Source organism: Paracoccus broussonetiae (assembly GCF_031854425.1).
Taxonomy (GTDB): domain Bacteria; phylum Pseudomonadota; class Alphaproteobacteria; order Rhodobacterales; family Rhodobacteraceae; genus Paracoccus; species Paracoccus broussonetiae.
In genome coordinates this window covers 134,851-158,111 of the sequence record NZ_JAVRQI010000010.1, presented here as the reverse complement: position 1 = coordinate 158,111, position 23,261 = coordinate 134,851, and the positions used below count along the sequence as shown (strand labels likewise).

Sequence of the window (23,261 nt, the reverse complement as noted above, 5' to 3'; positions counted from 1 at the left end):
CGGGTGAAAAAGGCCCTTTTCATCCGCCGCGCAACCGTCTAATAGGCGCTTGCTACGAGGATGCGGTCGTGGCGGAATTGGTAGACGCGCAGCGTTGAGGTCGCTGTTCCTTAACCGGAGTGGAAGTTCGAGTCTTCTCGACCGCACCAACTAGCCTAATGGCGAAAAGCGTCGGCTCTGCCGGCGCTTCGTTGTTTTTGGGCCCTGACATCCGTTCCATGGCTTGAACCTGCGGTCGATTTTTCCCGCTCGGCGCCCGCGGCATCGCGGCTTTACGACAGTCTTCCTGCATGATTGCGCCATGTCCTGGGTCGCGATGGGTCTGGCCTTGATGCGTGCGGACACGGTGCCTGCATCTTGGGCAGCCTGCCTTGTCGCCGTCGGCGCGCCCAATACGATGAATCCCTGAAGAATGCGCGTGGTTTACCCGGACTTCCTGCCGCAAGCCGCCTGAACGGGCGCTGAAAAGCCGGTCTGCTACCAGGTTTTGCGATATGCTCTCCCAGCCCGACGCGAGCCACATATGCCAGTTGCAATGGCATGGGGGCGGCGCTTAGGCTCAATATGCGGAAACAAGAACGACAGAAACAGGGAGTCCCGCATTGGCAGTCTCAGCCGCAAACGACGCGTTCGTCGTCTTTGACCACGTGCAGAAAAGCTACGACGGTCAGACCCTGGTCGTGAAGGACCTGAACCTGAACATCGGCAAGGGGGAATTCCTGACGATGCTGGGCCCGTCAGGTTCGGGCAAGACCACCTGCCTGATGATGCTGGCCGGGTTCGAGACCGCGACCCATGGCGAAATCCGCCTGAACGGGCGCAATATCAACGACGTGCCGCCCCACAAACGGGGGATCGGCATGGTTTTCCAAAGCTATGCGCTGTTCCCGCACATGACCGTGGGCGAAAACCTGTCCTTTCCGCTGGAGGTGCGGGGGATGAGCGCGGCCGAGCGCACCAGCCGTGTGACCCGGGCGCTCGACATGGTGCAGATGGCGAAATTCGTGAATCGGCGTCCGGCCCAGCTTTCCGGCGGCCAGCAGCAGCGGATCGCATTGGCGCGCGCCCTGGTCTTCGACCCCGAACTGGTGCTGATGGATGAACCGCTGGGCGCGCTGGACAAGCAGCTGCGCGAGCACATGCAGTTCGAGATCAAGGCCCTGCACGACCGTCTGGGCATCACCGTCGTCTATGTGACCCATGACCAAGGCGAGGCGCTGACGATGTCCGACCGCATCGCCGTCTTCAACGATGGGCGCATCCAGCAGCTTGCCCCGCCACCGGTGCTTTACGAACAGCCCGAGAACAGCTTCGTCGCCGGCTTTATCGGCGAAAACAACGCGATACGCGGCACCATCGAACAGTTGCATGGCGACAAGGCGCTGGTGCGGCTGGGCAACGGCGATCTGATCGACGCGACGGCGGTCAATATCCGCGAGACCGGGCAGAACACCACCGTCTCGATCCGGCCCGAGCGGGTCGAGTTCAAACCGGATCTGATGCCCGCGGGGGCGCACACGCTGGAGGCTCAGGTGCGCGATGTCGTCTACATGGGCGACATCCTGCGGGCGCGGCTGAAGGTCGCCGGACAGGATGATTTCGTGATGAAATACCGCAACACGCTGGGGCAGGTGAAGCTGACGCCGGGTGAAACGATCCGTATCGGCTGGCATCCCGAGGATGCGCGCGCGCTGGACCCGGTGTGAGTTGCAAGGACAAGAATCCAACATGAGGGAGTTACCATGAAACGAACGCTGATCCTGACCTCGGCCCTGGTGGCAATCGCCGCCAGCGCGCAGGCGCAGGACAAACAGGTGAACCTGCTCAGCTGGGGCGGCGCCTATGGCAACAGCCACGTCCAGGCCTATGCCAAGCCCTTCGAGGAAAAGACCGGCATCAAGGTCTCGATCGCGGATGCCGACAACCCGGCCACGCCGCTGAAGGCGCAGGTCGAGGCAGGAAACGTCACCACCGACGTCGCCTCGGTCGAATACGCGGACGCGGTGCGCCTGTGCGACGAGGGGCTGCTGGAAGAGATCGATGCCTCGATCCTTGTGCCCGCTGCCGATGGAACCGCCGCAACGGATGATTTCATCGACGGCGCTGTGACCGACTGCTTCGTCGGCACCGATGTCTATTCGATGATCCTGGCCTATGACGACAGCAAGTTCGCCGATGCCAAGCCCAGCGGCCCGGCCGATTTCTTCGACACGGCGAAGTTCCCCGGCAAGCGCACCATGCGCAAGGGCGCCAAGTTCAATCTGGAATTTGCCCTGATGGCCGACGGCGTCGCGCCCGACAAGGTCTATGAAACGCTGGGCACGCCCGAGGGTGTGGACCGCGCCTTCAAGAAGCTCGACACGATCAAGAAGGACGTGATCTGGTGGGAAGCCGGCGCACAGCCGCCGCAGCTTCTGGCCGATGGCGAGGTCAGCATGGCTTTCGCCTTCAACGGCCGGATCTTCAGTGCCGCCCAGGCCGAAGGCAAGCCGTTCAAGATCGTCTGGGATGGCCAGATCTATGAGATGGAAGGCTGGGTTGTGCCCAAGGGTGCCCCGCATCTTGAAACCGCCAAGGAATTCATCGCCTTCTCGACCTCGCCCGAGCCGCAGGCCCGCGCAGCCGAGTTCATCAGCTATGGTCCGCCGCGCAAGTCGGCCGCCGCGCTGGTCGGCAATATCGAAGGCAGCGATGTCCCGATGGGGCCGAACCTTCCGACCTTCGCCGAGAACATGAAGCAGGCGCTGGCCTCGAACCTGGATTTCTGGGTCGATCATGACGCCGAACTGAACGAGCGCTTCAACAGCTGGCTCGCGAACTGAGTTTCTGGCCGCGGCGGCTCGTCCGCCGCGGCATCTGCCTGCACCGGGAGGTGCCAAGAAATCACGGCCAAAGAGCCGGATTCACCAAACAGGGAGTTCAACGAAACATGAAGAAAGTGCTGATTCTGACATCGGCCCTTGGCAGCCTGGCCCTTGCCGCCCAGGCGCAAGAGGTCAACGTGGTGTCCTGGGGCGGGGCCTACGAGAAATCGCAGGTCGAAGCCTATAACAAGCCCTTTACCGAAAAGACCGGCATCAAGGTCAACATGATCGCCGCCGACAACCCGGCCACGCCCCTGAAGGCGCAGGTCGAGGCGAAGAACATCACCGGGGACGTCTTCGACATCGAGGTCTCGGACGCCATCCGCCTTTGCGACGAAGGCGCGCTGGTCGAGATCGACCCGGCAAGCCTGCCCGCCGCGCCAGACGGCACCTCGGCGGCCGATGACTTCATCCCCGGTGCGCTACAGGATTGCGCTGTCGCGAACATCTTCTGGGGCACGGTCATCGCTTTCGACACGACCAAGTTTTCCGGCGAGAAGCCGAAGACCGCGGCGGATTTCTTCGACACGACGAAATTCCCCGGAAAGCGCGGCCTGCCCAAGAACCCCAAACGGACGCTGTATCTGGCGCTGATCGCCGATGGGGTCGCGCCCGACCAGATCTATGAGACGCTTTCGACCCCCGAAGGCGTGGACCGCGCCTTCAAGAAACTGGACACCATCAAGAAGGACGTCGTCTGGTGGGAGGCAGGGGCCCAGCCGGTGCAACTGCTGGCCGATGGCGAGGTGGTCATGGCCACGGGCTATAACGGCCGCTTCTTCGACGCGATGGTGGCCGAGGGCAAGCCCTTCGAAATCATCTGGGATGGCCAGTACATGGACATGGACATGTTCGCGATTCCCAAGGATTCGCCCAATCCCGAGGCGGCCATGGAATATCTGAAATTCGCCACCGATACCCAGCGACTGGCCGATCAGGCGAAATGGATCGCCTATGGTCCGTCGCGGAAAAGCTCCGCTGCGCTGGTCGGGATGTATCAGGACGGCAAGACCGAAATGGCGCCGCACATGCCGACCAGTCCCGAGCATATGGAGACCGCGGTGATGGACGACCCGGAATTCTGGGCCGACCATTCGGCGGAACTGTCCGAGCGGTTCAACTCGTGGCTGGCCGCCGGCTGATCGTGCGCATCCGCCGCCCGGATTCGTCGGGCGGCGGGCTTTCCCTGACCTGTCGAAGACCCTGCTGAAGGACCAAGATGGCAAAAGCCCTTGACCCCCACGCCGCCATCGTGACCGAGGCCACCGGCCTTGACGCAGGTGGCACATTGCGGACCGCAGACGGACAACCGCTGGCCCGTGCGCTGGCGCGCAGTTCGCGCCGCGCGCGACGTCGCGCCTTCCTGCTGGTTCTGCCGCTTTTGCTGTTCATCCTGGTGACATTTGTCTTTCCGATCGGGCAGATGCTGCAGCGTTCGGTAAAGAATGACGGCTTTTCGGCGAACATGCCCCAGCTGACGGCGTGGTTTCACGACCATCCCCGCGGCGCCGAGCCGGACGAGGCGGCCTGGGGCGCGCTGGCCGCCGATCTCCAGGCCGCGTCCAAGGCGCGGACCATCGGCGTCGTCGGCACCCGGGTCAATTACGACATGCCGGGCACGCGCTCGCTGTTTACCTCGGCCGGGCGCAAGGTCCGCGACGGGCTGGAGCCGCCTTATCGCGACGCGATGCTGGGGATCGACAAGGACTGGGGCGATCCCCGCCTGTGGTCGGTGATGCGCGAGGCATCCTCGGCTTACACGGCGAACTTCTATCTTGCCGCGATTGACCGGACGCGGGACGATAACGGCAATATCGTGCAGGTGGCCGAACAGCAGCGCATCTATCTGAAACTGTTCATGCGCACCTTCTGGCTGTCGCTGGTCATCACCGCGACTACCTTCCTGCTGGGATTCCCCATTGCGCATCTGCTGGCGACGCTGCCGACACGAAAGTCGAACCTGCTGATGATCCTTGTTTTGCTGCCATTCTGGACGTCGCTTCTGGTGCGAACCACGGCGTGGATGGTGCTGCTGCAGCAGCAGGGCGTGGTCAACGACATCCTGGTCGGTCTCGGCATCATCGGGGAAAACCAGAGGCTGCAGATGATCTACAACCAGACCGGCACCATCATCGCGATGACGCATATCCTGCTGCCCTTCATGATCCTGCCGCTCTACTCGGTGATGCGGACGATCAATCCATCCTATGTGCGGGCCGCGCGCTCTTTGGGGGCGACAAGCTGGACGGCCTTCCGCCGAATCTATTTCCCGCAGACGCTGCCGGGCCTGGGGGCAGGGGCACTGCTCGTCTTCATCCTTGCGGTCGGCTATTACATCACGCCCGCATTGGTCGGCGGCTCGTCCGGGCAGCTGATCTCGAACCTGATCGCGATGCACATGACGCAGACGCTGAACTGGTCCATGGCTGCGGCGCTGGCCGCGCTGCTGCTGGGCGGGGTGCTGATCCTGTATTGGGTCTATGACCGCCTGGTCGGCATCGACAACCTGAAGCTGGGGTAATCATCATGGCGCTTCCAACCTATGCGACCAAGCTGGAGCGGGTGTGGCACTATGCCTATCTGGTGATCTGCGCGGCGATCTTCTTCTTCCTGATCGCCCCGATCGTCGTGGTGATCCCGCTCAGCTTCAACGCCGAGCCCTATTTCACCTTCACCGACAAGATGCTGTCCTTCGACCCTGCCGGCTACTCGATGCGCTGGTATGACAGCCTGCTGACCTTCGGGATGCAGCAGCCCGATGCCGAACGCGGCATGGCCTGGTGGATGGATGCCTGGCAGAACGCGAAATGGGTGCAGGCGGCGAAAAGCTCTCTGATCATCGGCTTCTTCGCGACGATCGTCGCGACGGTTCTGGGAACGCTGGCGGCGCTGGGCCTGTCGCGCCCCGAGATGCCGTTTCGCCGCGCGATCATGGCGATCCTTATCTCGCCCATGATCGTTCCGATCATCATTACCGCGACGGGGATGTTCTTCTTCTATTCGAACCCGTGCGAGCCGCTGACCTGGCTTGGGCTGAACCCGCAATGCGGGAGGCTGGCCGGAACCTATCTGGGTGTGATCCTCGCCCATGCCACACTGGGCATTCCCTTCGTCATCATTACCGTGACGGCGACGCTGGTGGGCTTCGACCAGTCGCTGGCGCGGGCCGCGGCAAGCCTGGGCGCCAATCCGCGCAAGACCTTCTTCCGCATCATCATGCCGCTGATCCTGCCGGGCGTGATCTCGGGCGCGCTCTTCGCCTTTGTCACCTCGTTCGACGAGGTGGTGGCGGTGCTGTTCATTGCCGGGCCGGATCAGCAGACCATTCCGCGCCAGATGTGGAACGGCATCCGCGAGCAGATCTCGCCCGCGATCCTGGCGGTGGCGACGCTGTTGGTGATCTTCTCGATCGCGCTGCTGACCGCGGTCGAAATGCTGCGCCGCCGTTCGGAACGCCTGCGCGGCGTCACACCCAGCTAGACTGCGCACGCCCCTGCGACCTTGAACCCGCCGCCCTGATGGGCGGCGTTTTCAACTTCACTGTTTCCGAAATACCCCCGCCGAAGGCGGCCCGCACTCGGCATGCAGCAGATGCCGGCCGCCATCTGTCCACGCCTCAGGGCAGGATCGACAGCCAGAACCAGATCGTCAGGATCGACAGCGCGGTCGAGACCAGCACGGTCGACGCCGCGACCCGCTTTGCCGAGTTGTAGATCGCGGCGAACAGATAGGCGTTGACGCCGGGGGCCATGCTGGCGGTGATGACGGCGGATCGCATCGCTTCGGTCGGCAGCTTGAACAGCATTCCCAGCCCATAGGTGGTGACCGGGTGGATCACCAGCGAACAGATGCAGCAGACCGCGATGGCGGTGCTGTCCCCCTCGGGGCGATAGCGGTACAGGACGCCGCCAAGCCCGAAAAGTGCCGCGGGCAGGGCGGCACGGGCCATCATGTCGGCCGCTGCCCAGAACCCCTCCGGCATGACCAGTCCGGCGCTGGTCAGCACATTCATGACCGCGCCTGACAGGATGCCCAGGATCAGCGGCGTGTGCAGGACGCCCGACAGCGCGCGCATCGCGATCTGGCCGATGGCCAGGCTTTTGCCGCGCGCGCGTGTCACCTCCATCATGGTGATGCCGAAGGTGTAAAGCAGCGGCGAGTGGATCGCGATGATGGCGACGTTCCCTGCCAGCGCCTCATGCCCATAGGCGCGCTCCATGATCGGGATGCCCAGCAGCAGCGAGTTCGAGAACAGGCAGCAGAAGCCGATGGCGACGGCATCCTCGGGGCTGCGCTTCAACCAGGTGCGGGCCAGCCCCCAGCCGACGAAATAGGACAGAAACGCCCCCGCATAGAAGGCGACCCACATGCCGATATTCATGTCCCGCGACATGTCGAGGCGCGCGACATTGGTGAACAGCAGCACCGGTACCGCGAAGTTCTGGGCAAACCGCATCAGCCCGTCGACGGCGACCTCGGTGAACATCTTTCGCCAGGCGACCAGATAGCCGAATCCGATGACGATGAAGACTGGCAGGATGACGTCGAAAAGAATGGTCATGTCAGGTTCAGAACAAGTCCGTCATGGGCGGGAATGACATTGTCCGGCGTCTCGGCCATGACGTCGTCGTAATCCAGATCGATATGCATGTTGGTGATGATGCCCTGCGCGCATCCCGACCGGGCGATCCATTCCAGCGCAAGGTCCAGATGCGCATGGCTGGGATGGGGGTGACGGCGCAGGCCGTCGCAGATGAAGGTCTGCGCGCCCTCTATCACCGGCCATGCGACGGCTGGGATGCTCAGCACGTCGGGCAGATAGACCAGTCCCCCACCCTCGGAGGCGATGCGAAACCCAAGCGCGGTGCTGTCGCCATGGTCGACCTCGAACGGGGTCAGCGCGATGATACCGCCCGAACCCTCGATCTCGAAGGAGCCGTCGATCAGGTTCATGCCGCAGACCGGGGGATAGGACGATCCCGGCGGCGTCTCGAAGATATAGCCGAAGCGCGTCATCAGCGCGGCTGCGGTCGTGGCATCGGCATAGACCGGCATCCGGCTGCCGGTATTGAAGACGATCTGTCGCAGGTCGTCGATGCCGTGGATATGGTCGGCATGGGCATGGGTATAGACGACTCCGTCCAGATCCCCGATCCCTGCGTCCAGCAATTGCGGCACAAGGTCCGGCCCGGTATCGATCAGCACACGGGTGCTGCCTTCCGGTCCTTCGCGCTCGACCAGCAACGAACAGCGCCGCCTGCGGTTGCGCGGGTTGGCTGGATTGCATTCGCCCCAACGGTCGCCCAGTCGCGGCACGCCGCCCGAAGAGCCGCAGCCGAGAATGGTGGCGCGGATCATGCCGCCGCCTTCGTGAACAGCCGGTCGAAGTTCGATGTGGTCAGGGCTGCGAATTCCGCCTCGGTCATGCCCAGGGTCTGCGCGCCGATCCGAGCAGTATGGACGACGAAGGCGGGTTCATTGCGCTTGCCGCGATAGGGCGGCGGCGCAAGATAGGGGGCGTCGGTTTCCACTAGAATGCGATCGTGCGGTGCCGCTGCAAAGATCTCGCGGATCTCGGTCGAGCGCGGGAAGGCGGCAATCCCCGACATGGACAGATAGAACCCCAGATCGATGGCAGTGCGCGCCAGTTCCGGACCGCTGGTATAGCAGTGCATCACGCAGTCGAAGGCGCCGACGCGATGCTCTTCGGTCAGGATGCGGGCCATATCCTCGTCCGCGTCGCGGGAATGGATGATCAGGGGCAGGCCCGTCCGGCGCGCGGCCTCGATATGGATGCGCAGGCTCTCAGCCTGGATGATCGCGCTTTCTGCGGTGTAGTGATAGTCGAGCCCGGTTTCCCCGAAGGCCACGAATTTCGGATGCCGGGACAGCAGCACCAGCTCCTCGACCGCGACAAGCGGCTCGTCGGCCGCATACATCGGATGGGTGCCGGCAGCGTAGAACAGACCATCATGCGTCTCGGCCAGTGCGCGGACATTCGGCTCATTGCGAAGGCGAGTGCAGATCGTGACCATGCGGCGGACGCCGGCGGCCTTGGCGCGGGCGATCAGCTGGTCCTCTTCCCCCGCGAAATCGGGAAAATCCAGGTGGAAATGGCTGTCGACCAGTTCGGGAAGGGCAAGGGTGTCGGACATCTTGGCAATTTCCCGCAATGGCGGGCCTTATACAGCGGGCTGATTTGCAAGCCCGATCAGCATATCCATGACCAGGGCGGAAGGGTCAAGGTTGACGGCCCGCCCGGCGCGGGCCCTTGCCGAAAGCTCGGCTTGGGCCGAGGCCCAAAGCTGTGCTGCCCGCTGATCGGGCGAAATCCTGCCCAGCACCTCGGCTTCGCCCATGGCTGCTTCAGGCAGGGGGGCGCCCAGCAGGCCGCTGCGCGCCGCCCGAGTCAGGAAACGGTCCAGCAGCGTGACGACCAGGTCGAAGGGATCGCCATCCGCGCCGGGGCGGCCCGCCGCCAGATCGGCAAGGCTTGCGGCGGCACGCCGGTCCATGCGCGGGTAGTCTGCAAACAGCGCGACGATCGCAGCATAGACGGCAAGCCCGTCCTGCGCGGCAAGGCGGACCGCCTCGCCCACCGAGCCACCGGCAAGGGCGGAAAGCCCGGCCGCATCGCCTTCGACCGCAAGATCGTCCAGAATCTGCGACATCGCCTCGGCCGGCAGCGGATGCAGCCGCAATTCGCGGCAGCGAGAGCGGATGGTCGGCAGCAATCGGCCAGGCTGATGGGCGACCAGGATCAGGGTCGTGTCGCGCGGCGGTTCCTCAAGCTGCTTCAGCAGCGCATTGGCGGCAGCCGTGTTCATCTCGTCCGCAGCGTCGATGATGGCGACGCGGTGCCCGCCTTCGGCTGCGGACATGTGCAGGAAGGATTGCAGTCTCCGGACTTCGTCCACCGTGATTTCCGCCCTGAGGCGACCGCTTTTCTCGTCCACCGGGCGACGAAGCAACATCAGCCGAGGTTCTGACAGCGCAAGGACGCGGCGGATGACGGGTTGCGCGGGATCGATTTCAATCCGGTCGGGCGCACCCCCGGCAAGCAGCCATTTCGCCATAGTCCAGGCAAGCGTGGCCTTGCCCGTGCCGCGTGGTCCGGTCAGCAGCCAGGCGTGGTGCATGCGTCCCGATTGCGCCGCGCCCAGAAAGTCGGAAATCGCAGCGTCCTGCCCCAGAACGCGCGTGCTTTCGCGGGGATGGGGCACGCCGGGCACGCGGTCCGGTTCGGGCAGGGGGCTCTCCGCCGTCACGGCAGGGCGGCAAGGACGCGGGCCGCGACCTCGTCCTCGGTCCCGCTGCCGTCGATGATGCGCAGGCGGTCGGGCAGTTCGGCGGCGAGATCAAGGAACCCGCGGCGCAGGCGCTGCTGAAACTCCAGCCCCAGGCTTTCGAAGCGATCCTCGGCCCCGCCGCGCAGGGTGCCGCGCGCCAGCGAGATATCGGGCGCGATGTCGATTACAAAGGTCAGGTCCGGTTCTATGCCGATGACCAGCCTGTGCAGGTCTTCTACCAGCAGGCGGTTTTCGGCCCGCGCCAAGCCTTGATAGACCCGAGAGGAATCGGCGAAGCGATCGGTGATGACCGTCGCCTTGCGCGCAAGTGCGGGACGGATCAGACGCTCCACATGATCGCGTCGAGCGGCGGTAAACAGCAGAAGCTCGGTTTCGGGGGACCAGCGTTCCCCGCCGCCTTCGACCAGCAACTTGCGGATCTCTTCGGCGCCAGGGCTGCCGCCCGGTTCCCGGGTCAGCACGACTTCGGCACCACCTTCGCGCAGGCTTTGCGCCAGGCGGCGGGCCTGGGTCGATTTGCCGGAGCCGTCGATCCCCTCGAAGCTGATGAACATCGGCCCGCGGGTCAGTTGCTGGCCGCCTGGAGCGCGCGCTGGCCCAGACGTTCGGCGGCGTTCTGCAGGCGTCCGAAGACACCCGCACGACCGACATCGCTGGCGGCGATCAGGGGCAGGCGGGACTGGCCCGCGCCGGGGATGTTGACGATCAGGTCACCCAGCTTGTCGCCCATGGTGATCGGCGCTTCGATCGGGCCGTTGAAAACGGCCTCGGCAGTGACGCCGGATTGTGCGCCTGCGGGAAGCAGAACCTTGACGCCATCCTCGGTGGTCAGGCCGACCTTGCCCTGGTCGCCCAGCCAGACCGGGGCCTGGGCGACGATCTCACCCTTGGGGACGATGGTGCGCATGGTGAACTGGCGATAGGCCCAGTTAACGATCCGCTCGGACTCTTCTGCACGGGCGCGTTCGCTGGGAAGGCCGGTGACGACGAAGATGATGCGACGATCACCCTGAACGGCCGAGCCGACCAGACCATAGCCCGCCTCTTGCGTGTGGCCGGTCTTCAGCCCGTCGGCTTTCCAGTCGCCGCCACCCAGATGCAGAAGCGGGTTCCGGTTGTTGGCGTTCGAGGGCACGCGACCCTTGTAGTTGTATTCGCGCAGGCCGAAATTCTTGTACAGATCCGGGAACTTGGTGATCATCCGGTTGGCCAGGATGCCCAGATCGTGCATCGACATGCGGTGGTCCGGGTTCGGCCAGCCCGAGGCATTCGCGAAATGCGAATTGTTCATGCCAATCTGCTTGGCGCGTTCGTTCATCGAACGGGCAAAAGCCTCTTCGGTGCCCGCAAGCCCTTCGGCGACGACCACGCAGGCATCGTTGCCCGAGTTGATGATGATGCCGTGGATCAGCTCTTCCACCGTGGGACGGTCCGCGGGCTCGACGAACATTTTCGAGCCTCCCATCTGCCAGGCCTTGGTCGAGACGGGGAACGTCGTGTCCATCGTCACCCGGCCGTCGTGAAGCGCCTCGAACAGCATGTTGAGCGTCATCAGCTTCGACATCGAGGCGGGTGGCATCGGCTCGTCCGCGTTCTTCTCCATCAGCACGGTGCCGGTGGAGACGTCATAGACCCATGCCGCGCGGGCGTTTGTGTCGAAGGCCTGCGCGGGCAGGGCGAATGCCATGACAAGAGCGATGATGCGGAGCGCAAGAGCAGGCATTGAGGATCCTTGGCCTTGAAGTTTCGCGCATATGGTTATCCCAGCCGCGTTCCAGCCGCAACGCTGCTCGACCCCCTGACCTGCCAATGTGATCACCCGCCGCGGGGGCGGGTGCGGCGGTCAGTAGCTGCGGATCAACCCGACCAGCCGGCCCTGCACGCGGACCTTTTCTTCTGGAAGGACGCGGGTTTCATAGGCGGGGTTCGCAGCCTCCAGCGCGATCATCCCGCCCTTGCGGCGATAGCGTTTCAGCGTCGCTTCGAATCCCTCGACCAGCGCGACGACGATATCGCCATTATCCGCCGTGTCCTGTTCGCGGATCACCACGACGTCGCCATCGTTGATCCCCGCCTCGATCATCGAGTCGCCCCTGACCTCCAGCGCATAGTGGTGGTCCTGCGCCGTCAGCATGGTGCTTGGCACGGCGATATGGTGCGAGACTTCCGAAATCGCCTCGATCGGGACGCCGGCGGCGATGCGGCCCATGACAGGAAGTTCGATCGCCGAGACCGAAATCTCCAGCGCGGCGCGCGGTTGCGGGGCGGGGCGTTCGGGCGCGTTGCCGGTGACGACGCGCGGCTGGAAGCCCGAGCCCTTGCTCAGCGTGTCGGGCAGTCGGACGATTTCCAGCGCGCGGGCACGATGCGGCAGGCGGCGGATGAAGCCCCTTTCCTCAAGCGCGGTCACCAAACGATGGATCCCCGACTTCGAACGCAGGTCCAATGCTGTCTTCATTTCGTCGAACGAGGGGGGAACCCCGTCGCGGGCCATGCGTGCCTGAATGAATTCAAGCAGCTGGATTTGCTTTCTGGTCAGCATCGTCTTTTCCTGCTCTGCCGCGACTGACATGATGTTCCTTGAATGTTCTAGAACGATCAACACCTTGCGTCAATCACTAAGCCGATTCGGGTAAAGATTGGCTTAATCCGGTCAGAGCCGGACGAAGTCGACCTGTTCGCCCGCCTTGCGGGCAGGGTCGCGGGCGGGGCGGACCAGAAGCGCGTCGGCTTCGGCCAATATCCATTGCCGCGCGCTGTCCTGATCGGTGAACGGGTCGATCACCTCCAGTCCGGCGCCCTTTTCAAGGCGCGCGCGCTGGTAATGCTGGCGGTCGCCTTCGGGCGGCAGGTCGCGGGCCAGCACCGCGCGTTCGGGCTCGTCACCGGGGGGCAGGCCCTGCATCGCGCGGATCAGCGGTTGCATGAAAAGCTTTCCGCAGACGATGGCCGAGACCGGGTTTCCCGGCAGTCCAAGCATCGCCGTCTGTCCCATCCGCCCGGCCATCAGCGGTTTGCCGGGCCGCATGGCAAGCTTGTAGAAGGAACGCTCCATCCCCAGATCGCCCGAAACCTTGGCAATCAGGTCGTGATCCCCCACCGATGCGCCGCCGATCGTCACGATCAGGTCCGCGCCCTCGGCCTCGGCAAAGCGGGCGCGCAGGCTTTCCTCGGTGTCGCGGGCAAGAGGCAGGATCGCAGCCTCGGCCCCCGCTTCGCGCGCGAGCGCCGCAATGGCGATGTCGTTTGAGCTGATGATCTGCCCCGCGCCCGGATGGCCGCCGGGTGGCACAAGTTCGTCCCCCCCGGCCAGCACCACCACGCGGGGACGCCGGGCCACGGTGATGCGCGGAACGTTCATTGCAGCGATCAGCCCCAGGTCCGAGGAGCGCAGCGCGCGCGCGGGCAGGAATTCGGCACCATCGGCGAAATCATTGCCCTTCAGGCGGATATTCAGGTTCCCGCTGCTTTCCGCCACGGTGATCCGGTCGCCGTCGCGCGTGACATGTTCCTGCATGACGACCCGGTCATAGCCGGGCGGAACCGCCGCGCCGGTGAAGATGCGGATGGCCGTGCCGTTGGGCGTCTCGCCTTCGAAGGGCACGCCCGCGGCAGCGGTTCCGATCACCGGCAAGGGACCGGGCAGGTCGGCCGAGCGGAGCGCGTAGCCGTCCATCGCCGAGGCGTCGAAAGGGGGCTGCGTCAACCGCGCCACGGCCGGTGCCAGCAGCGCCCGGCCAAGCGCGTCATGGACCGCGACTTCCTCGGGTTCCGGCGGGGTCGCGAGCGTAAGGACAAGGGCACGGGCTTCTTCGACGCTGATCATGGAGTGCCTTTCGCGATGCGGCTTTCGGGGGGCTTCACGGGGCGGCGCGGAACTCGCCCGATTTGCCGCCGGTCTTGGACAGCAAGCGGATCCCCTCGATCCGCATGTCCTTTTGCGCCGCCTTCAGCATGTCATAGACGGTCAGGCAGGCCGTGGTGACGGCGGTCAGCGCCTCCATCTCGACCCCGGTCTTGCCGGCGGTCTTGACGGTTGCCGTGACGCGGATGCCGGGCAGGGCGGGGTCGGCGGCAAGATCGACCGCGACCTTGGTGATCGGCAGCGGATGGCAAAGCGGGATCAGGTCCGAGGTGCGCTTGGCCCCCATGATCCCGGCCAGCCGCGCGACGCCCATGACATCGCCCTTGGCTGCGCCGCCCTGGGCCAGCGCCAGAGTTTCGGCGGACATGATGACGGTGCCTTCGGCCACGGCTTCGCGCGCGGTTTCCGCCTTGGACGAGACGTCGACCATGTGGGCCTGTCCCTGGGAATCGAAATGGGTCAGCGTCATGCGGCCAGCCCCAGAATGTCGCGCGTGGCGCGAGTGACGTCCGCCTGGCGCATCAGGCTTTCCCCGATCAGGAAGCGCCTGACCCCGGCATCGGCCATCCGGTTCAGGTCCTCCGGGGTGAAAAGGCCACTCTCGCAGACCACGTCGCGATCGGCAGGGACATGCGGGGCCAGGTCCAGCGTCGTTTGCAGGCTGACATCGAAGGTCTTGAGATTGCGGTTGTTGATCCCGACCAGCGGCGATTTCAGCCGAAGCGCGCGGTCCAGCTCCTCACGGTCATGGACCTCTATCAAGGCATCCATGCCCCAATGGAAGGCGGCATCCTCAAGCTCGGCGGCCAGGGCATCGTCGACCGAGGCCATGATGATCAGGATGCAGTCGGCACCCCAGGCCCGCGCCTCGGCCACCTGATAGGTGTCGTAAAGGAAATCCTTGCGCAGGGCCGGCAGGTCGCAGGCGGCGCGGGCGGCGGTCAGGAAATCCGGCGCACCCTGAAAGCTGGGTCCGTCCGTCAGCACCGACAGGCAGGCGGCGCCCCCGGCCTGATAGGCGCGGGCCAGCGCCGGCGGGTCGAAATCGGGGCGGATCAGGCCTTTCGACGGGCTCGCTTTCTTGATCTCGGCGATCAGGGCGTGGCCGGTGCCTGCCTTGTCCGCCAGTGCGCGGGCGAATCCGCGGGGGGCATCGGCGGCGCGTGCGGCCTCTTCGACGCCGGCCAGCGGGCGGGCGGCCTTGGCGGCGGCGATTTCGTCAAGCTTGTAGGCTTTGATGCGGTCCAGAATGTCCATGTCGGATTTTTACTCTGCGTCGGCTGTTTCGGAAAGAGCCCAGTCGATCGGGGCGTCGCCTTGCGCCGCCAGCCAGTCATTGACGCGGCTGAACGGGCGCGAGCCGAAAAAGCCGCGACGGGCGGAAAGAGGCGAGGGATGGGCGGTTTCGATCACCAGATCCTGCGGACGCGGCAGACCCGCCAGCGCCTTTTGCGCGTGTGCGCCCCAAAGGATGAAGGCCAGCGGGCGTTCAGCCTGTGCGCGGGCGACGGCCTGGCGGGCCAGCCGCTCCCATCCCCATTTCGCATGGATCCCGGCCTGACCGGGAAGAACCGAAAGCGAGGTGTTCAGCAGCAGGACACCCTGACGTGCCCAGTGGCTCAGATCGCCATTTTCCGGGGCGCGGCCAAGGTCGTCGCGCATCTCGGCATAGATGTTCCTCAGCGAGCGCGGCAACGCGGTTTCGGGTGTGACCGAAAAGGCCAGCCCGTTCGCATGTCCGGGCGTGGGATAGGGATCCTGACCCAGGATCACGACCCGCGCGCGTTCGGGGGGCGTCAGGCCCAGCGCCGCAAAGACGCGGGCGGGGCCGGGCAGCCAGTCCTGACCTTCCAGCCGCGACGAAATGGCGGGCCAGTCGTCGCGGAAGAAGGGCAGGTCGGCCCAGGCTTGGGGCAGGCTCATGCCTCAGGCGGGGCGCCGACCTGGCGGGCCAGCGCCTCCAGCTTGGCGGCGGCCTTGCCGCTATCGATGGACTCGCGGGCCATTTCGGCCCCGCTGCGCAGGTCCGAGGCGCGGCCCGCGATCACCAGCGCCGCGGCGGCATTCAGAAGCACCGCGTCGCGATAGGCCCCTTTTTCCCCCGCCAGAAGCGCGCGCAGCGCGGCTGCGTTCTGCGCGGGTTCGCCGCCCAGCACCGAGTCGAAAGGATGGACAGGCAGGCCCGCATCCTCGGGCGAGATCTCGAATTCGGTCACGTCGCCGTCCTTCAGCTGCGCGACCCAGGTCGGTCCCGCGATCGAGATCTCGTCCGTGCCGTCCGAGCCATGGACAAGCCACGCCTTGTCGCTGCCCAGCTCGCGCAGGGTCTCGGCCATAGGGCGGTTCCAGATCCTGTCGAAGGTTCCGGTCAACTGCCGGCGGACCGAGCCGGGATTGGTCATCGGTCCCAGCAGGTTGAAGATGGTGCGCGTGCCAAGTTCGGTCCGGGCCGGACCGACATGGCGCATCGCGGGATGGTGCATGGGCGCCATCATGAAGCAGATGCCGATCTCGGCCAGCGCCTGTTCCGCGACCTCGGGCGGGGTCATGACGTTCAGGCCCAGATGGGTCATCGCGTCGGCCGAGCCGGATTTCGACGACAGGTTGCGGTTGCCGTGTTTGGCGACCGGCACGCCCGCCCCCGCGACGACAAAGGCCGTCGCGGTCGAGATGTTCAGCGTGCCCTTGCCGTCGCCGCCGGTGCCGACGATGTCGATCGCGTCATCGGGGGCCTTGATCCGGTTCATGCGGGCACGCATTGCGCGGGTCGCGGCGGCCATTTCCTCGACCGTCTCGCCACGCACGCGCATCGCCATCAGCAGGCCGCCGATCTGGGCGGGGGTGGCCGCGCCCTCGAACAGCGCGCCGAACGCGGCCTCGGCCTCGGCCCCGGTCAGGGGACGGGTTGCTGCCACGCCGATCAGCGGGCGGATATCCGAAGGCGCGTTCATGCTGCCGATTCCAGGTTCGAGCAGCGGCGCAGGAAGTTGCGGATCATGTCATGTCCGTATTCCGAGGCGATGCTTTCGGGGTGAAACTGAACCCCCTCGATCGGCAGCGTCCGGTGCGTAAGCCCCATGATGGTGCCGTCCGGCGCGGTCGCGGTGACGCGCAGGCAGTCGGGCAGGCTTTCCGGCTCGACCGTCAGCGAGTGATAGCGCGTCGCCGTCAGCGGCGAGGGAAGGCCCGCGAAGACCCCGGTGCCGTCATGGCTGATCGCGTCGGTTTTGCCGTGGACGATGCGGCTGGCGCGCACGACCTTGCCGCCGAAGGCCTCGCCGATGGCCTGATGGCCAAGACAGACGCCCAGGATCGGCACCGCGCGTTCGGCGGCAGCCTTGATCAGCGGGACGATGATCCCAGCCTGGGCCGGATCGCAGGGACCGGGCGAGATCAGGATGCCTTGCGCACCCATGCCAAGGGCGTCCTCGACGCTCAGCGCATCGTTTCGCCAGACCCGGACATCCGCACCGGCTTCGCCCATGTAATGGACGAGGTTCCAAGTGAAGCTGTCGTAGTTGTCGATGAGCAGGATCATGGCTGGGCCTTGCATTGGGGGGTGAACCCCGGAAAATCTGCGGTTATAGATGGTGCAAAGCTGGCGGGGGGGTCAACCCCGCGGGCGACAAAAACAGGGGCGGAGGGAGCGGGTCACCCATGGCAAGGGGATTTGCGGCGGGACTGTTTCAGGGGGTGCTGGCCTGCAGCGCCGGACTTGTCGTCCTTTCGCTGCTGCTGCCGCTACCTCCGCGCCCGGTCATCGCGTTGACGCCGGAACCTTCCCCCGCTGCCATTCCCGATCCTGTGGTGCAACCGCAAGCAGAACCCGTGCCGGTGCCTGCTGCCGTCGAGATCCCGCCCGCGCCGGCCACGCCGCTTGTGGCCGAACCCGTGGCGCCGCCCGCACCCCTGGCTCCCGTGGCAGAGGATGCATTGGCGATTCCGCCCCCCGCGCCCGCCACTGCCAGTGAGGCGGAGGATGCGGACAGCGGGCCAGCGGCCGAGACGCTTGCCATGCCGGAAGCGTCGGAATTTGCCCGCAGCTCTGACCTTGCGCCTGCCACGCCAGAACCGATGGCGACCTTGGACCGGCCGGGCGAGGCGCCCGCGATTCCGGCCCCTGCGGGCGAGATCTCACCCGCCTCGGCCACGCCCGTTCCGCTGCCCGAGGCGCGCGGAGATGCCCCCGCCGCCCCGACGATGACCGCGCCAGCCCCCGATCCGGTCGATCTGCCGCTGATGGTCGAAGCCGACCCCGCCGCGCAGCCGACCCCCGCCGCCGCGACCGTGCCAGAGCGCCCGGTGCTGCCAGAGGGTGGGCCGGACGCGGCCCCGGTCGCCCGCATTCCCGCGCCCGCCCCGGTCTCGGCTCCGGCCGTTGGGGACGGGCTGGACCTGACCACCCCGCCCGATTTCGGTGCCTTGCACCTCAACGATGCGAATTGAGTGATCCTATGCTGCCCTTGAACCCCGCCCTTGCCGCAACCTTCCGCCCCCCGGTGATGGAGGCGCGGCGCTGGCTGGAGGGTGTGACCTTCGCCCCCGACCGCCCCCTGATCAACGTGAGCCAGGCCGCCCCGGTCGAGCCGCCGCCGGAGCCTCTGCGCCGCGCGATGGCCGATGCCGCGCTGAACCTGCCGGACGCGCATTTCTATGGCCCCGTGCTGGGGCGTGCGGAACTGCGCGAGGCGGTGGCAAAGGACTGGAGCCATGCCTATGGCGGCGAGATCCGGGCCGGTCAGGTTGCAATCACGCAGGGTTGCAATCAGGCCTTTTGCGCGGCGATCCAGACCCTTGCTGGGGCAGGGGACGAGATCATCCTGCCGCTGCCCTGGTATTTCAACCACAAGATGTGGATGGACATGCAGGGCATCCGTTCGGTCGGTCTGCATTGCGGGCAGGGAATGATCCCCGACGCGGCCGAGGCGGCGAAGTTGATCAACGATCGCACCCGCGCGATCGTGCTGGTCAGCCCCAACAACCCCTCCGGCGCGGAATACCCGGCGGAGACCCTGCGGGCATTCTTCGATCTCGCGCGTTCGCGCAACCTGGCGCTGATCGTGGACGAGACCTATCGCGATTTCGACTCGCGGTCGGGCGCGCCGCATGCACTGTTCGCCGATCCGGACTGGGGCGACACGCTGATCCACCTTTACAGCTTCTCGAAGGCCTACCGTCTTACCGGTCATCGCATCGGGGCGCTGATCGCCAGCGATGCCCGGATGGTCGAGGTCGAAAAGTTCCTGGACACCGTCGCCATCTGCGCCAGCCAGATCGGCCAGATCGGCGCGGCCTGGGGGATGGAGAACCTTGGCGATTGGCTGGCCAGCGAGCGGGCCGAGATCCTGGCCCGCCGCGCCGCGATGGAGGAGGGCATGGCGACCCTTCATGGCTGGAAGGTCAAGGGCTGCGGGGCCTATTTCGCCTGGGTCGAGCACCCGTTCGACCTGCCCTCTCCCGAGCTTGCCCGGCGGCTGGTGCGCGAGGCGGGCGTGTTGTTGCTGCCGGGCACCATGTTCATGCCCGAAGGCGACGCGCAGGGGGCGCGCCATGTGCGCATCGCCTTTGCCAACGCGGACAGGGCAGGGATCGGCGCGCTGATGCAGCGGCTGGCAGGCTTTCAGGGCTGAGGAAACCGGCAGTCTTTTGATCGCGCTTCCCCGGCCCGGAAGGGTCGCGGCACTTGCCGCCGGGGGCCGTGCAGCCTAAAGACTGCCGACAGGACGAAAACACGGGCAGGACAATCACATGCGCGGCAAGGGCAAATCGACCATCGTCTGGTTGCTGATGGGGATGCTGGTCCTGGGGCTTGGCGGCTTCGGCGTGACCAATTTCTCGACCGGGACGAGCGATATCGGATCGGTCGGCGATGTCGAAGTGTCGTCGCGCGACTACGCGCGCGCGCTTCACAACGAGATGCAGGACTTCTCGGCCCGTACCGGCCGGCAATTGACCCCGGCAGAGGCCCGGACCATCGGGATCGACCAGGCCGCGCTGTCGCGCCTGCTGATCGGTGCTGCGCTTGAGGACGAGGCGAACCGGCTGGGCGTTTCCGTCGGCGATCAGGCCGTCCTGGCCCAGATCCGCGATGCCGCCGCGTTCAAGGGGCTGGACGGCAAGTTCGACCGCGCGCGCTATGCCGATACGCTGAGCCGCGAAGGCATCCGCGAGCCCGAGTTCGAACATGACCTGCGCATGGACGAAGCCCGTCTGATCCTGAATCGTGCTGCCCTGGCTGGCGTCACCGCCCCGGCGGCCGTGACCGATCGCACCCTTGGCTGGCTGCGCGAGACGCGCGACATCCACTGGATCGAACTGACCGCCGCCGATCTGCACGCACCCATCGCGGCGCCGGACGACGCCACGCTGGAAGCCTGGCACAAGGCGAACGAGGCCCGCTTCACCGCGCCCGAGACGCGCAAGATCACCTATGTCTGGCTGACCCCCGAAATGCTGGAAAGCAAGGTCGAGGTGGACGAGCAGGCCCTGAAGGATCTGTACCAGCAGCGCATCTCGGACTTCCAGCAGCCCGAGCGCCGCATGGTCGAGCGTCTGGTCTTTCCGACCGCCGACGCCGCCGCTGCCGCCAAGGCCCGTCTCGACAAGGGCGAGATCACTTTCGAACAGCTTGCGGGCGAACGCGGCCTGAGCCTGACCGATATCGACCTGGGCGAAGTCAGCAAGGCGCAGCTTGGTGCCGCGGGCGATGCCGTCTTTGCGCTGGAACAGCCCGGCGTCGCCGGACCGGCGGACAGCGAACTTGGTCCCGCGCTTTTCGCAATGAACGCGATCCTTGAACCGGTGAACGTCACTTTCGATCAGGCCAAGGCCGACCTGCGGGTCGAAGCCGCGCTGGATCGTGCCCGCCGCCAGATCGAGGAACAGACCACCAGCGTCTCGGACCAGCTTGCGGGCGGCGCCACGCTTGAGGATCTGGCCAAGGAAGCCGGAATGCAGATCGGCAAGATCGACTGGACGGGGGCCGAGGATTCGACCCCGAACAGCATCGCCGCCTATCCCGAGTTCCGCCAGAAGGCCGCCGAGATCGGGCAAGCGGACTTTCCCGAGATCGTCTCGTTCGAGGATGGGGGCATCTTTGCGCTGCGCCTTGACGAGATCGTGCCGCCGAAGCTGATTCCCTTTGCCGAAGTGCGCACCCGCGTCTTGGACGACTGGATGCAGAACGAAACCCGCCGTCAGCTTCTGGCCCTGGCCGAAGAGCGCAAGGTCGCGACCGAAGCCGCCGCTGGCCCGGTGCCCGATCCCGCCCCGGCGGCGACCGCACCCGTCGCGCAGGCGGTGGGTGCTGTGGCCCAGACGCCCGCGCCCGCCGAACCCGTGACCGCCCCCGCCGCGCCGGACAAGGGCCATGCCCAGACCGGCCTGACCCGTGGCGGTTTCATCAACGGCGTGCCGCAGGATGTTATCACCCGCGCCTTCAAGATCACCGACCCCGGCACGACCGAGGTTGTCGATGCCGAAAACCGGGTCTTCCTTGTGACGCTTGACCAGGTTCATGCCGCCGAAACCGACGGGACCGAGGCCGCGCAGATGCGCGATGGCATCCAGAACCGGCTGAGCGATTCGATGCGTCAGGACGTGTTCGAATACTTCACCCGTGCCGTTCAGACGCAAAGCGGCGTCGCCGTGAACCAGACCGCAGTCGATGCGGTGAATGCGCAGATGCAGTGATGGATATTGCACCCGAGTTTCCCGATTTCGAACGCGGCTGGGCCGAAGGCCGGAACCAGCTTCTGACCATCCGCCTTGCGGCTGACCTGGACACCCCCGTCAGCCTGATGCTGAAACTGGCCGAGGCGCAAACGAACAGCTTCATGCTGGAAAGCGTGACCGGGGGCGAGGTTCGCGGTCGCTATTCCTTCGTCGGCATGAAGCCTGACGTGGTCTGGGACTGCCGCGACGGCAAGGCGCGGATCAACCGCAATGCCCGCTATTCCGAGGAGTTCACCACCGATGAACGCCCGGCGCTGGAAAGCCTGCGCGCCCTGATCGCTGAATCCCGTATCGACATGCCCGATGGCGTGCCTGCGGGTGCGGCGGGGCTGTTCGGCTATCTGGGCTACGACATGATCCGGCTGGTCGAGCGCCTGCCGAACGTGAATACCGATACGCTGGGCCTGCCCGACGCGGTGATGATGCGCCCCTCGGTCGTGGCGGTCCTGGATGGCGTCAAGGGCGAGGTGCTGCTGTGTGCCCCCGCCTGGCACCAGGACGGGCTGCCGGCTCGGGCCGCCTATGCCCAGGCGGCCGAGCGTCTGATGGAGGCTCTGCGTTCGCTTGACCGCCAGCCCAGCGAACCGCGCGCCCTTGGCCACGATTTGAAGGTTGGGGAACTGCGCTCGAACTTCTCGAAAGAGGCCTATCTGGCCGCAGTCGAGAAGGCCAAGGACTATATCCGCGCGGGCGACATCTTCCAGGTTGTGCCCTCGCAACGCTGGGCGATGGATTTCCCGCTGCCGCCCTTTGCGCTTTACCGCAGCCTCCGGCGCACGAACCCGTCGCCATTCATGTTCTTCCTGAACTTCGGCGGCTTCCAGATCGTCGGCGCCAGCCCCGAGATCCTCGTCCGCCTGCGCGGCGGTGAAGTCACCGTGCGCCCGATCGCGGGCACGCGTCCGCGCGGCGCGACGGTGGACGAAGATAACGCGCTGGAAGCCGATCTTCTGGCCGACGAAAAGGAACTGGCCGAGCATCTGATGCTGCTGGACCTGGGCCGCAACGATGTCGGACGCGTCGCCAAGATGGGTACCGTCACCCCGACGGAGAAGTTCATCGTCGAACGCTACAGCCACGTCATGCACATCGTATCGAACGTGGTGGGCGAGCTTCGCGAGGGTGAGGACGCGCTTTCCGCGCTGCTGGCGGGGATGCCCGCGGGCACCGTGTCGGGCGCGCCGAAAGTCCGGGCGATGGAGATCATCGACGAGCTGGAGCCGGAAAAGCGCGGCGTCTATGCGGGTGGCGTGGGCTATTTCGCCGCGAATGGCGAGATGGACATGTGCATCGCGCTGCGCACCGGCGTCATCAAGGATCACACCCTGTATATCCAGGCGGGCGGCGGCGTCGTCTATGACAGCGACCCCGAGGCCGAATTCGTCGAGACCGAGAACAAGAGCCGTGCGCTGAAGCGGGCGGCGGAGGAAGCGGCGCGGTTCGTGCGCGGCAACGGCTAACGACCGGCGGTGGGAAGGCGTGGGGGCG

At 65.8% G+C, this 23,261-nt stretch carries 22 protein-coding genes and 1 tRNA gene; 10 read left to right on the top strand and 13 right to left on the bottom strand.

The window, feature by feature from the left end; all coding sequences use genetic code 11:
• The first annotated feature begins 62 nt into the window (after positions 1–62).
• The 6 genes from RM190_RS14345 (at position 63) to RM190_RS14320 (ending at position 6,344) form a co-directional block, all read left to right on the top strand.
• A tRNA-Leu gene (locus RM190_RS14345) sits at positions 63–149 on the top strand.
• Between the two features lie 453 nt (positions 150–602).
• Positions 603–1,706 (top strand): ABC transporter ATP-binding protein, encoded by a 1,104-nt coding sequence (locus RM190_RS14340; RefSeq protein ID WP_311760135.1) that lies wholly within the window; start codon positions 603–605, stop codon positions 1,704–1,706.
• Positions 1,707–1,742: 36 nt separating this feature from the next.
• Entirely contained in the window at positions 1,743–2,822 is a 1,080-nt protein-coding gene (locus tag RM190_RS14335; RefSeq protein ID WP_311760134.1) for an ABC transporter substrate-binding protein, read from the top strand.
• A 107-nt stretch (positions 2,823–2,929) separates the two neighbouring features.
• Entirely contained in the window at positions 2,930–4,006 is a 1,077-nt protein-coding gene (locus tag RM190_RS14330; RefSeq protein ID WP_311760133.1) for an ABC transporter substrate-binding protein, read from the top strand.
• A 77-nt stretch (positions 4,007–4,083) separates the two neighbouring features.
• Entirely contained in the window at positions 4,084–5,385 is a 1,302-nt protein-coding gene (locus RM190_RS14325) for an ABC transporter permease (protein ID WP_311760132.1), read from the top strand.
• A gap of 5 nt (positions 5,386–5,390) precedes the next feature.
• On the top strand, positions 5,391–6,344 hold the full coding sequence (locus tag RM190_RS14320; protein WP_311760131.1) for an ABC transporter permease: 954 nt from the start codon (positions 5,391–5,393) through the stop codon (positions 6,342–6,344).
• 136 nt (positions 6,345–6,480) lie between these two features.
• Here RM190_RS14320 and RM190_RS14315 read toward each other — a convergent pair whose 3' ends face one another.
• The 13 genes from RM190_RS14315 to RM190_RS14255 form a co-directional block, all read right to left on the bottom strand.
• On the bottom strand, positions 6,481–7,425 hold the full coding sequence (locus RM190_RS14315; RefSeq protein WP_311760130.1) for an AEC family transporter: 945 nt from the start codon (positions 7,423–7,425) through the stop codon (positions 6,481–6,483).
• Entirely contained in the window at positions 7,422–8,222 is an 801-nt protein-coding gene (locus RM190_RS14310) for an MBL fold metallo-hydrolase (protein ID WP_311760129.1), read from the bottom strand. Before RM190_RS14310 ends, RM190_RS14315 begins: the two co-directional genes overlap by 4 nt.
• A complete protein-coding gene (locus tag RM190_RS14305; protein WP_311760128.1) occupies positions 8,219–9,019 on the bottom strand; it encodes a TatD family hydrolase in 801 nt (266 codons plus the stop codon). Before RM190_RS14305 ends, RM190_RS14310 begins: the two co-directional genes overlap by 4 nt.
• 27 nt (positions 9,020–9,046) lie before the next feature.
• Positions 9,047–10,132, bottom strand: coding sequence for a DNA polymerase III subunit delta' (locus tag RM190_RS14300; RefSeq protein ID WP_311760127.1), 1,086 nt, complete (start codon positions 10,130–10,132; stop codon positions 9,047–9,049).
• Complete coding sequence (gene tmk, locus RM190_RS14295) at positions 10,129–10,728, bottom strand: dTMP kinase (protein ID WP_311760126.1); 600 nt, start codon at positions 10,726–10,728, stop codon at positions 10,129–10,131. The genes RM190_RS14300 and tmk overlap by 4 nt, the downstream gene beginning before the upstream one ends.
• Before the next feature lie 11 nt (positions 10,729–10,739).
• Positions 10,740–11,897: a D-alanyl-D-alanine carboxypeptidase family protein gene (locus tag RM190_RS14290; protein ID WP_311760125.1), complete on the bottom strand. Its 1,158-nt coding sequence runs from the start codon at positions 11,895–11,897 to the stop codon at positions 10,740–10,742.
• 120 nt (positions 11,898–12,017) lie between these two features.
• The gene (gene lexA, locus RM190_RS14285; RefSeq protein WP_311760170.1) at positions 12,018–12,716 is read right to left on the bottom strand and encodes a transcriptional repressor LexA; all 699 of its coding nucleotides are present in this window, start codon (positions 12,714–12,716) and stop codon (positions 12,018–12,020) included.
• A 111-nt stretch (positions 12,717–12,827) separates the two neighbouring features.
• A complete protein-coding gene (locus tag RM190_RS14280) occupies positions 12,828–14,000 on the bottom strand; it encodes a molybdopterin molybdotransferase MoeA (RefSeq protein WP_311760124.1) in 1,173 nt (390 codons plus the stop codon).
• Between the two features lie 34 nt (positions 14,001–14,034).
• Positions 14,035–14,508: a cyclic pyranopterin monophosphate synthase MoaC gene (moaC, locus tag RM190_RS14275; RefSeq protein ID WP_311760123.1), complete on the bottom strand. Its 474-nt coding sequence runs from the start codon at positions 14,506–14,508 to the stop codon at positions 14,035–14,037.
• Positions 14,505–15,296, bottom strand: a complete 792-nt coding sequence (trpC, locus tag RM190_RS14270) for an indole-3-glycerol phosphate synthase TrpC (RefSeq protein WP_311760122.1) — start codon at positions 15,294–15,296, stop codon at positions 14,505–14,507. Before trpC ends, moaC begins: the two co-directional genes overlap by 4 nt.
• A 9-nt stretch (positions 15,297–15,305) precedes the next feature.
• Positions 15,306–15,962: a uracil-DNA glycosylase gene (locus RM190_RS14265; RefSeq protein WP_311760121.1), complete on the bottom strand. Its 657-nt coding sequence runs from the start codon at positions 15,960–15,962 to the stop codon at positions 15,306–15,308.
• A complete protein-coding gene (trpD, locus tag RM190_RS14260) occupies positions 15,959–16,990 on the bottom strand; it encodes an anthranilate phosphoribosyltransferase (protein WP_311760120.1) in 1,032 nt (343 codons plus the stop codon). The genes RM190_RS14265 and trpD overlap by 4 nt, the downstream gene beginning before the upstream one ends.
• Entirely contained in the window at positions 16,987–17,577 is a 591-nt protein-coding gene (locus RM190_RS14255; RefSeq protein WP_311760119.1) for an anthranilate synthase component II, read from the bottom strand. The genes trpD and RM190_RS14255 overlap by 4 nt, the downstream gene beginning before the upstream one ends.
• A 119-nt stretch (positions 17,578–17,696) precedes the next feature.
• Between RM190_RS14255 and RM190_RS14250 the strand changes: the two genes are divergently transcribed.
• The 4 genes from RM190_RS14250 to trpE all read left to right on the top strand — a co-directional run bounded on the left by RM190_RS14250 (position 17,697) and on the right by trpE (position 23,233).
• Positions 17,697–18,485, top strand: coding sequence for a hypothetical protein (locus RM190_RS14250; protein WP_311760118.1), 789 nt, complete (start codon positions 17,697–17,699; stop codon positions 18,483–18,485).
• An 8-nt stretch (positions 18,486–18,493) separates the two neighbouring features.
• Positions 18,494–19,669 (top strand): aminotransferase, encoded by a 1,176-nt coding sequence (locus RM190_RS14245; RefSeq protein WP_311760117.1) that lies wholly within the window; start codon positions 18,494–18,496, stop codon positions 19,667–19,669.
• Positions 19,670–19,787: 118 nt separating this feature from the next.
• Entirely contained in the window at positions 19,788–21,731 is a 1,944-nt protein-coding gene (locus tag RM190_RS14240; protein ID WP_311760116.1) for a SurA N-terminal domain-containing protein, read from the top strand.
• Positions 21,731–23,233: an anthranilate synthase component I gene (gene trpE, locus RM190_RS14235; RefSeq protein ID WP_311760115.1), complete on the top strand. Its 1,503-nt coding sequence runs from the start codon at positions 21,731–21,733 to the stop codon at positions 23,231–23,233. The genes RM190_RS14240 and trpE overlap by 1 nt, the downstream gene beginning before the upstream one ends.
• Positions 23,234–23,261 lie beyond the last annotated feature (28 nt).

Bases quoted from the DNA above. Each gene is read 5' to 3' on its own strand.
- RM190_RS14330 (WP_311760133.1), top strand. From the start codon at position 2,930: ATGAAGAAAGTGCTGATTCTGACATCGGCCCTTGGCAGCCTGGCCCTT.
- RM190_RS14320 (WP_311760131.1), top strand. From the start codon at position 5,391: ATGGCGCTTCCAACCTATGCGACCAAGCTGGAGCGGGTGTGGCACTAT.
- RM190_RS14250 (WP_311760118.1), top strand. From the start codon at position 17,697: ATGGCAAGGGGATTTGCGGCGGGACTGTTTCAGGGGGTGCTGGCCTGC.
- trpC (WP_311760122.1), bottom strand. From the start codon at position 15,296: ATGGACATTCTGGACCGCATCAAAGCCTACAAGCTTGACGAAATCGCC.
- RM190_RS14305 (WP_311760128.1), bottom strand. From the start codon at position 9,019: ATGTCCGACACCCTTGCCCTTCCCGAACTGGTCGACAGCCATTTCCAC.
- RM190_RS14290 (WP_311760125.1), bottom strand. From the start codon at position 11,897: ATGCCTGCTCTTGCGCTCCGCATCATCGCTCTTGTCATGGCATTCGCC.
- RM190_RS14280 (WP_311760124.1), bottom strand. From the start codon at position 14,000: ATGATCAGCGTCGAAGAAGCCCGTGCCCTTGTCCTTACGCTCGCGACC.
- RM190_RS14255 (WP_311760119.1), bottom strand. From the start codon at position 17,577: ATGATCCTGCTCATCGACAACTACGACAGCTTCACTTGGAACCTCGTC.
- RM190_RS14335 (WP_311760134.1), top strand. From the start codon at position 1,743: ATGAAACGAACGCTGATCCTGACCTCGGCCCTGGTGGCAATCGCCGCC.
- RM190_RS14240 (WP_311760116.1), top strand. From the start codon at position 19,788: ATGCGCGGCAAGGGCAAATCGACCATCGTCTGGTTGCTGATGGGGATG.
- RM190_RS14315 (WP_311760130.1), bottom strand. From the start codon at position 7,425: ATGACCATTCTTTTCGACGTCATCCTGCCAGTCTTCATCGTCATCGGA.
- RM190_RS14325 (WP_311760132.1), top strand. From the start codon at position 4,084: ATGGCAAAAGCCCTTGACCCCCACGCCGCCATCGTGACCGAGGCCACC.
- trpE (WP_311760115.1), top strand. From the start codon at position 21,731: ATGGATATTGCACCCGAGTTTCCCGATTTCGAACGCGGCTGGGCCGAA.
- RM190_RS14265 (WP_311760121.1), bottom strand. From the start codon at position 15,962: ATGAGCCTGCCCCAAGCCTGGGCCGACCTGCCCTTCTTCCGCGACGAC.
- RM190_RS14310 (WP_311760129.1), bottom strand. From the start codon at position 8,222: ATGATCCGCGCCACCATTCTCGGCTGCGGCTCTTCGGGCGGCGTGCCG.
- lexA (WP_311760170.1), bottom strand. From the start codon at position 12,716: ATGCTGACCAGAAAGCAAATCCAGCTGCTTGAATTCATTCAGGCACGC.
- RM190_RS14245 (WP_311760117.1), top strand. From the start codon at position 18,494: ATGCTGCCCTTGAACCCCGCCCTTGCCGCAACCTTCCGCCCCCCGGTG.
- moaC (WP_311760123.1), bottom strand. From the start codon at position 14,508: ATGACGCTGACCCATTTCGATTCCCAGGGACAGGCCCACATGGTCGAC.
- trpD (WP_311760120.1), bottom strand. From the start codon at position 16,990: ATGAACGCGCCTTCGGATATCCGCCCGCTGATCGGCGTGGCAGCAACC.
- tmk (WP_311760126.1), bottom strand. From the start codon at position 10,728: ATGTTCATCAGCTTCGAGGGGATCGACGGCTCCGGCAAATCGACCCAG.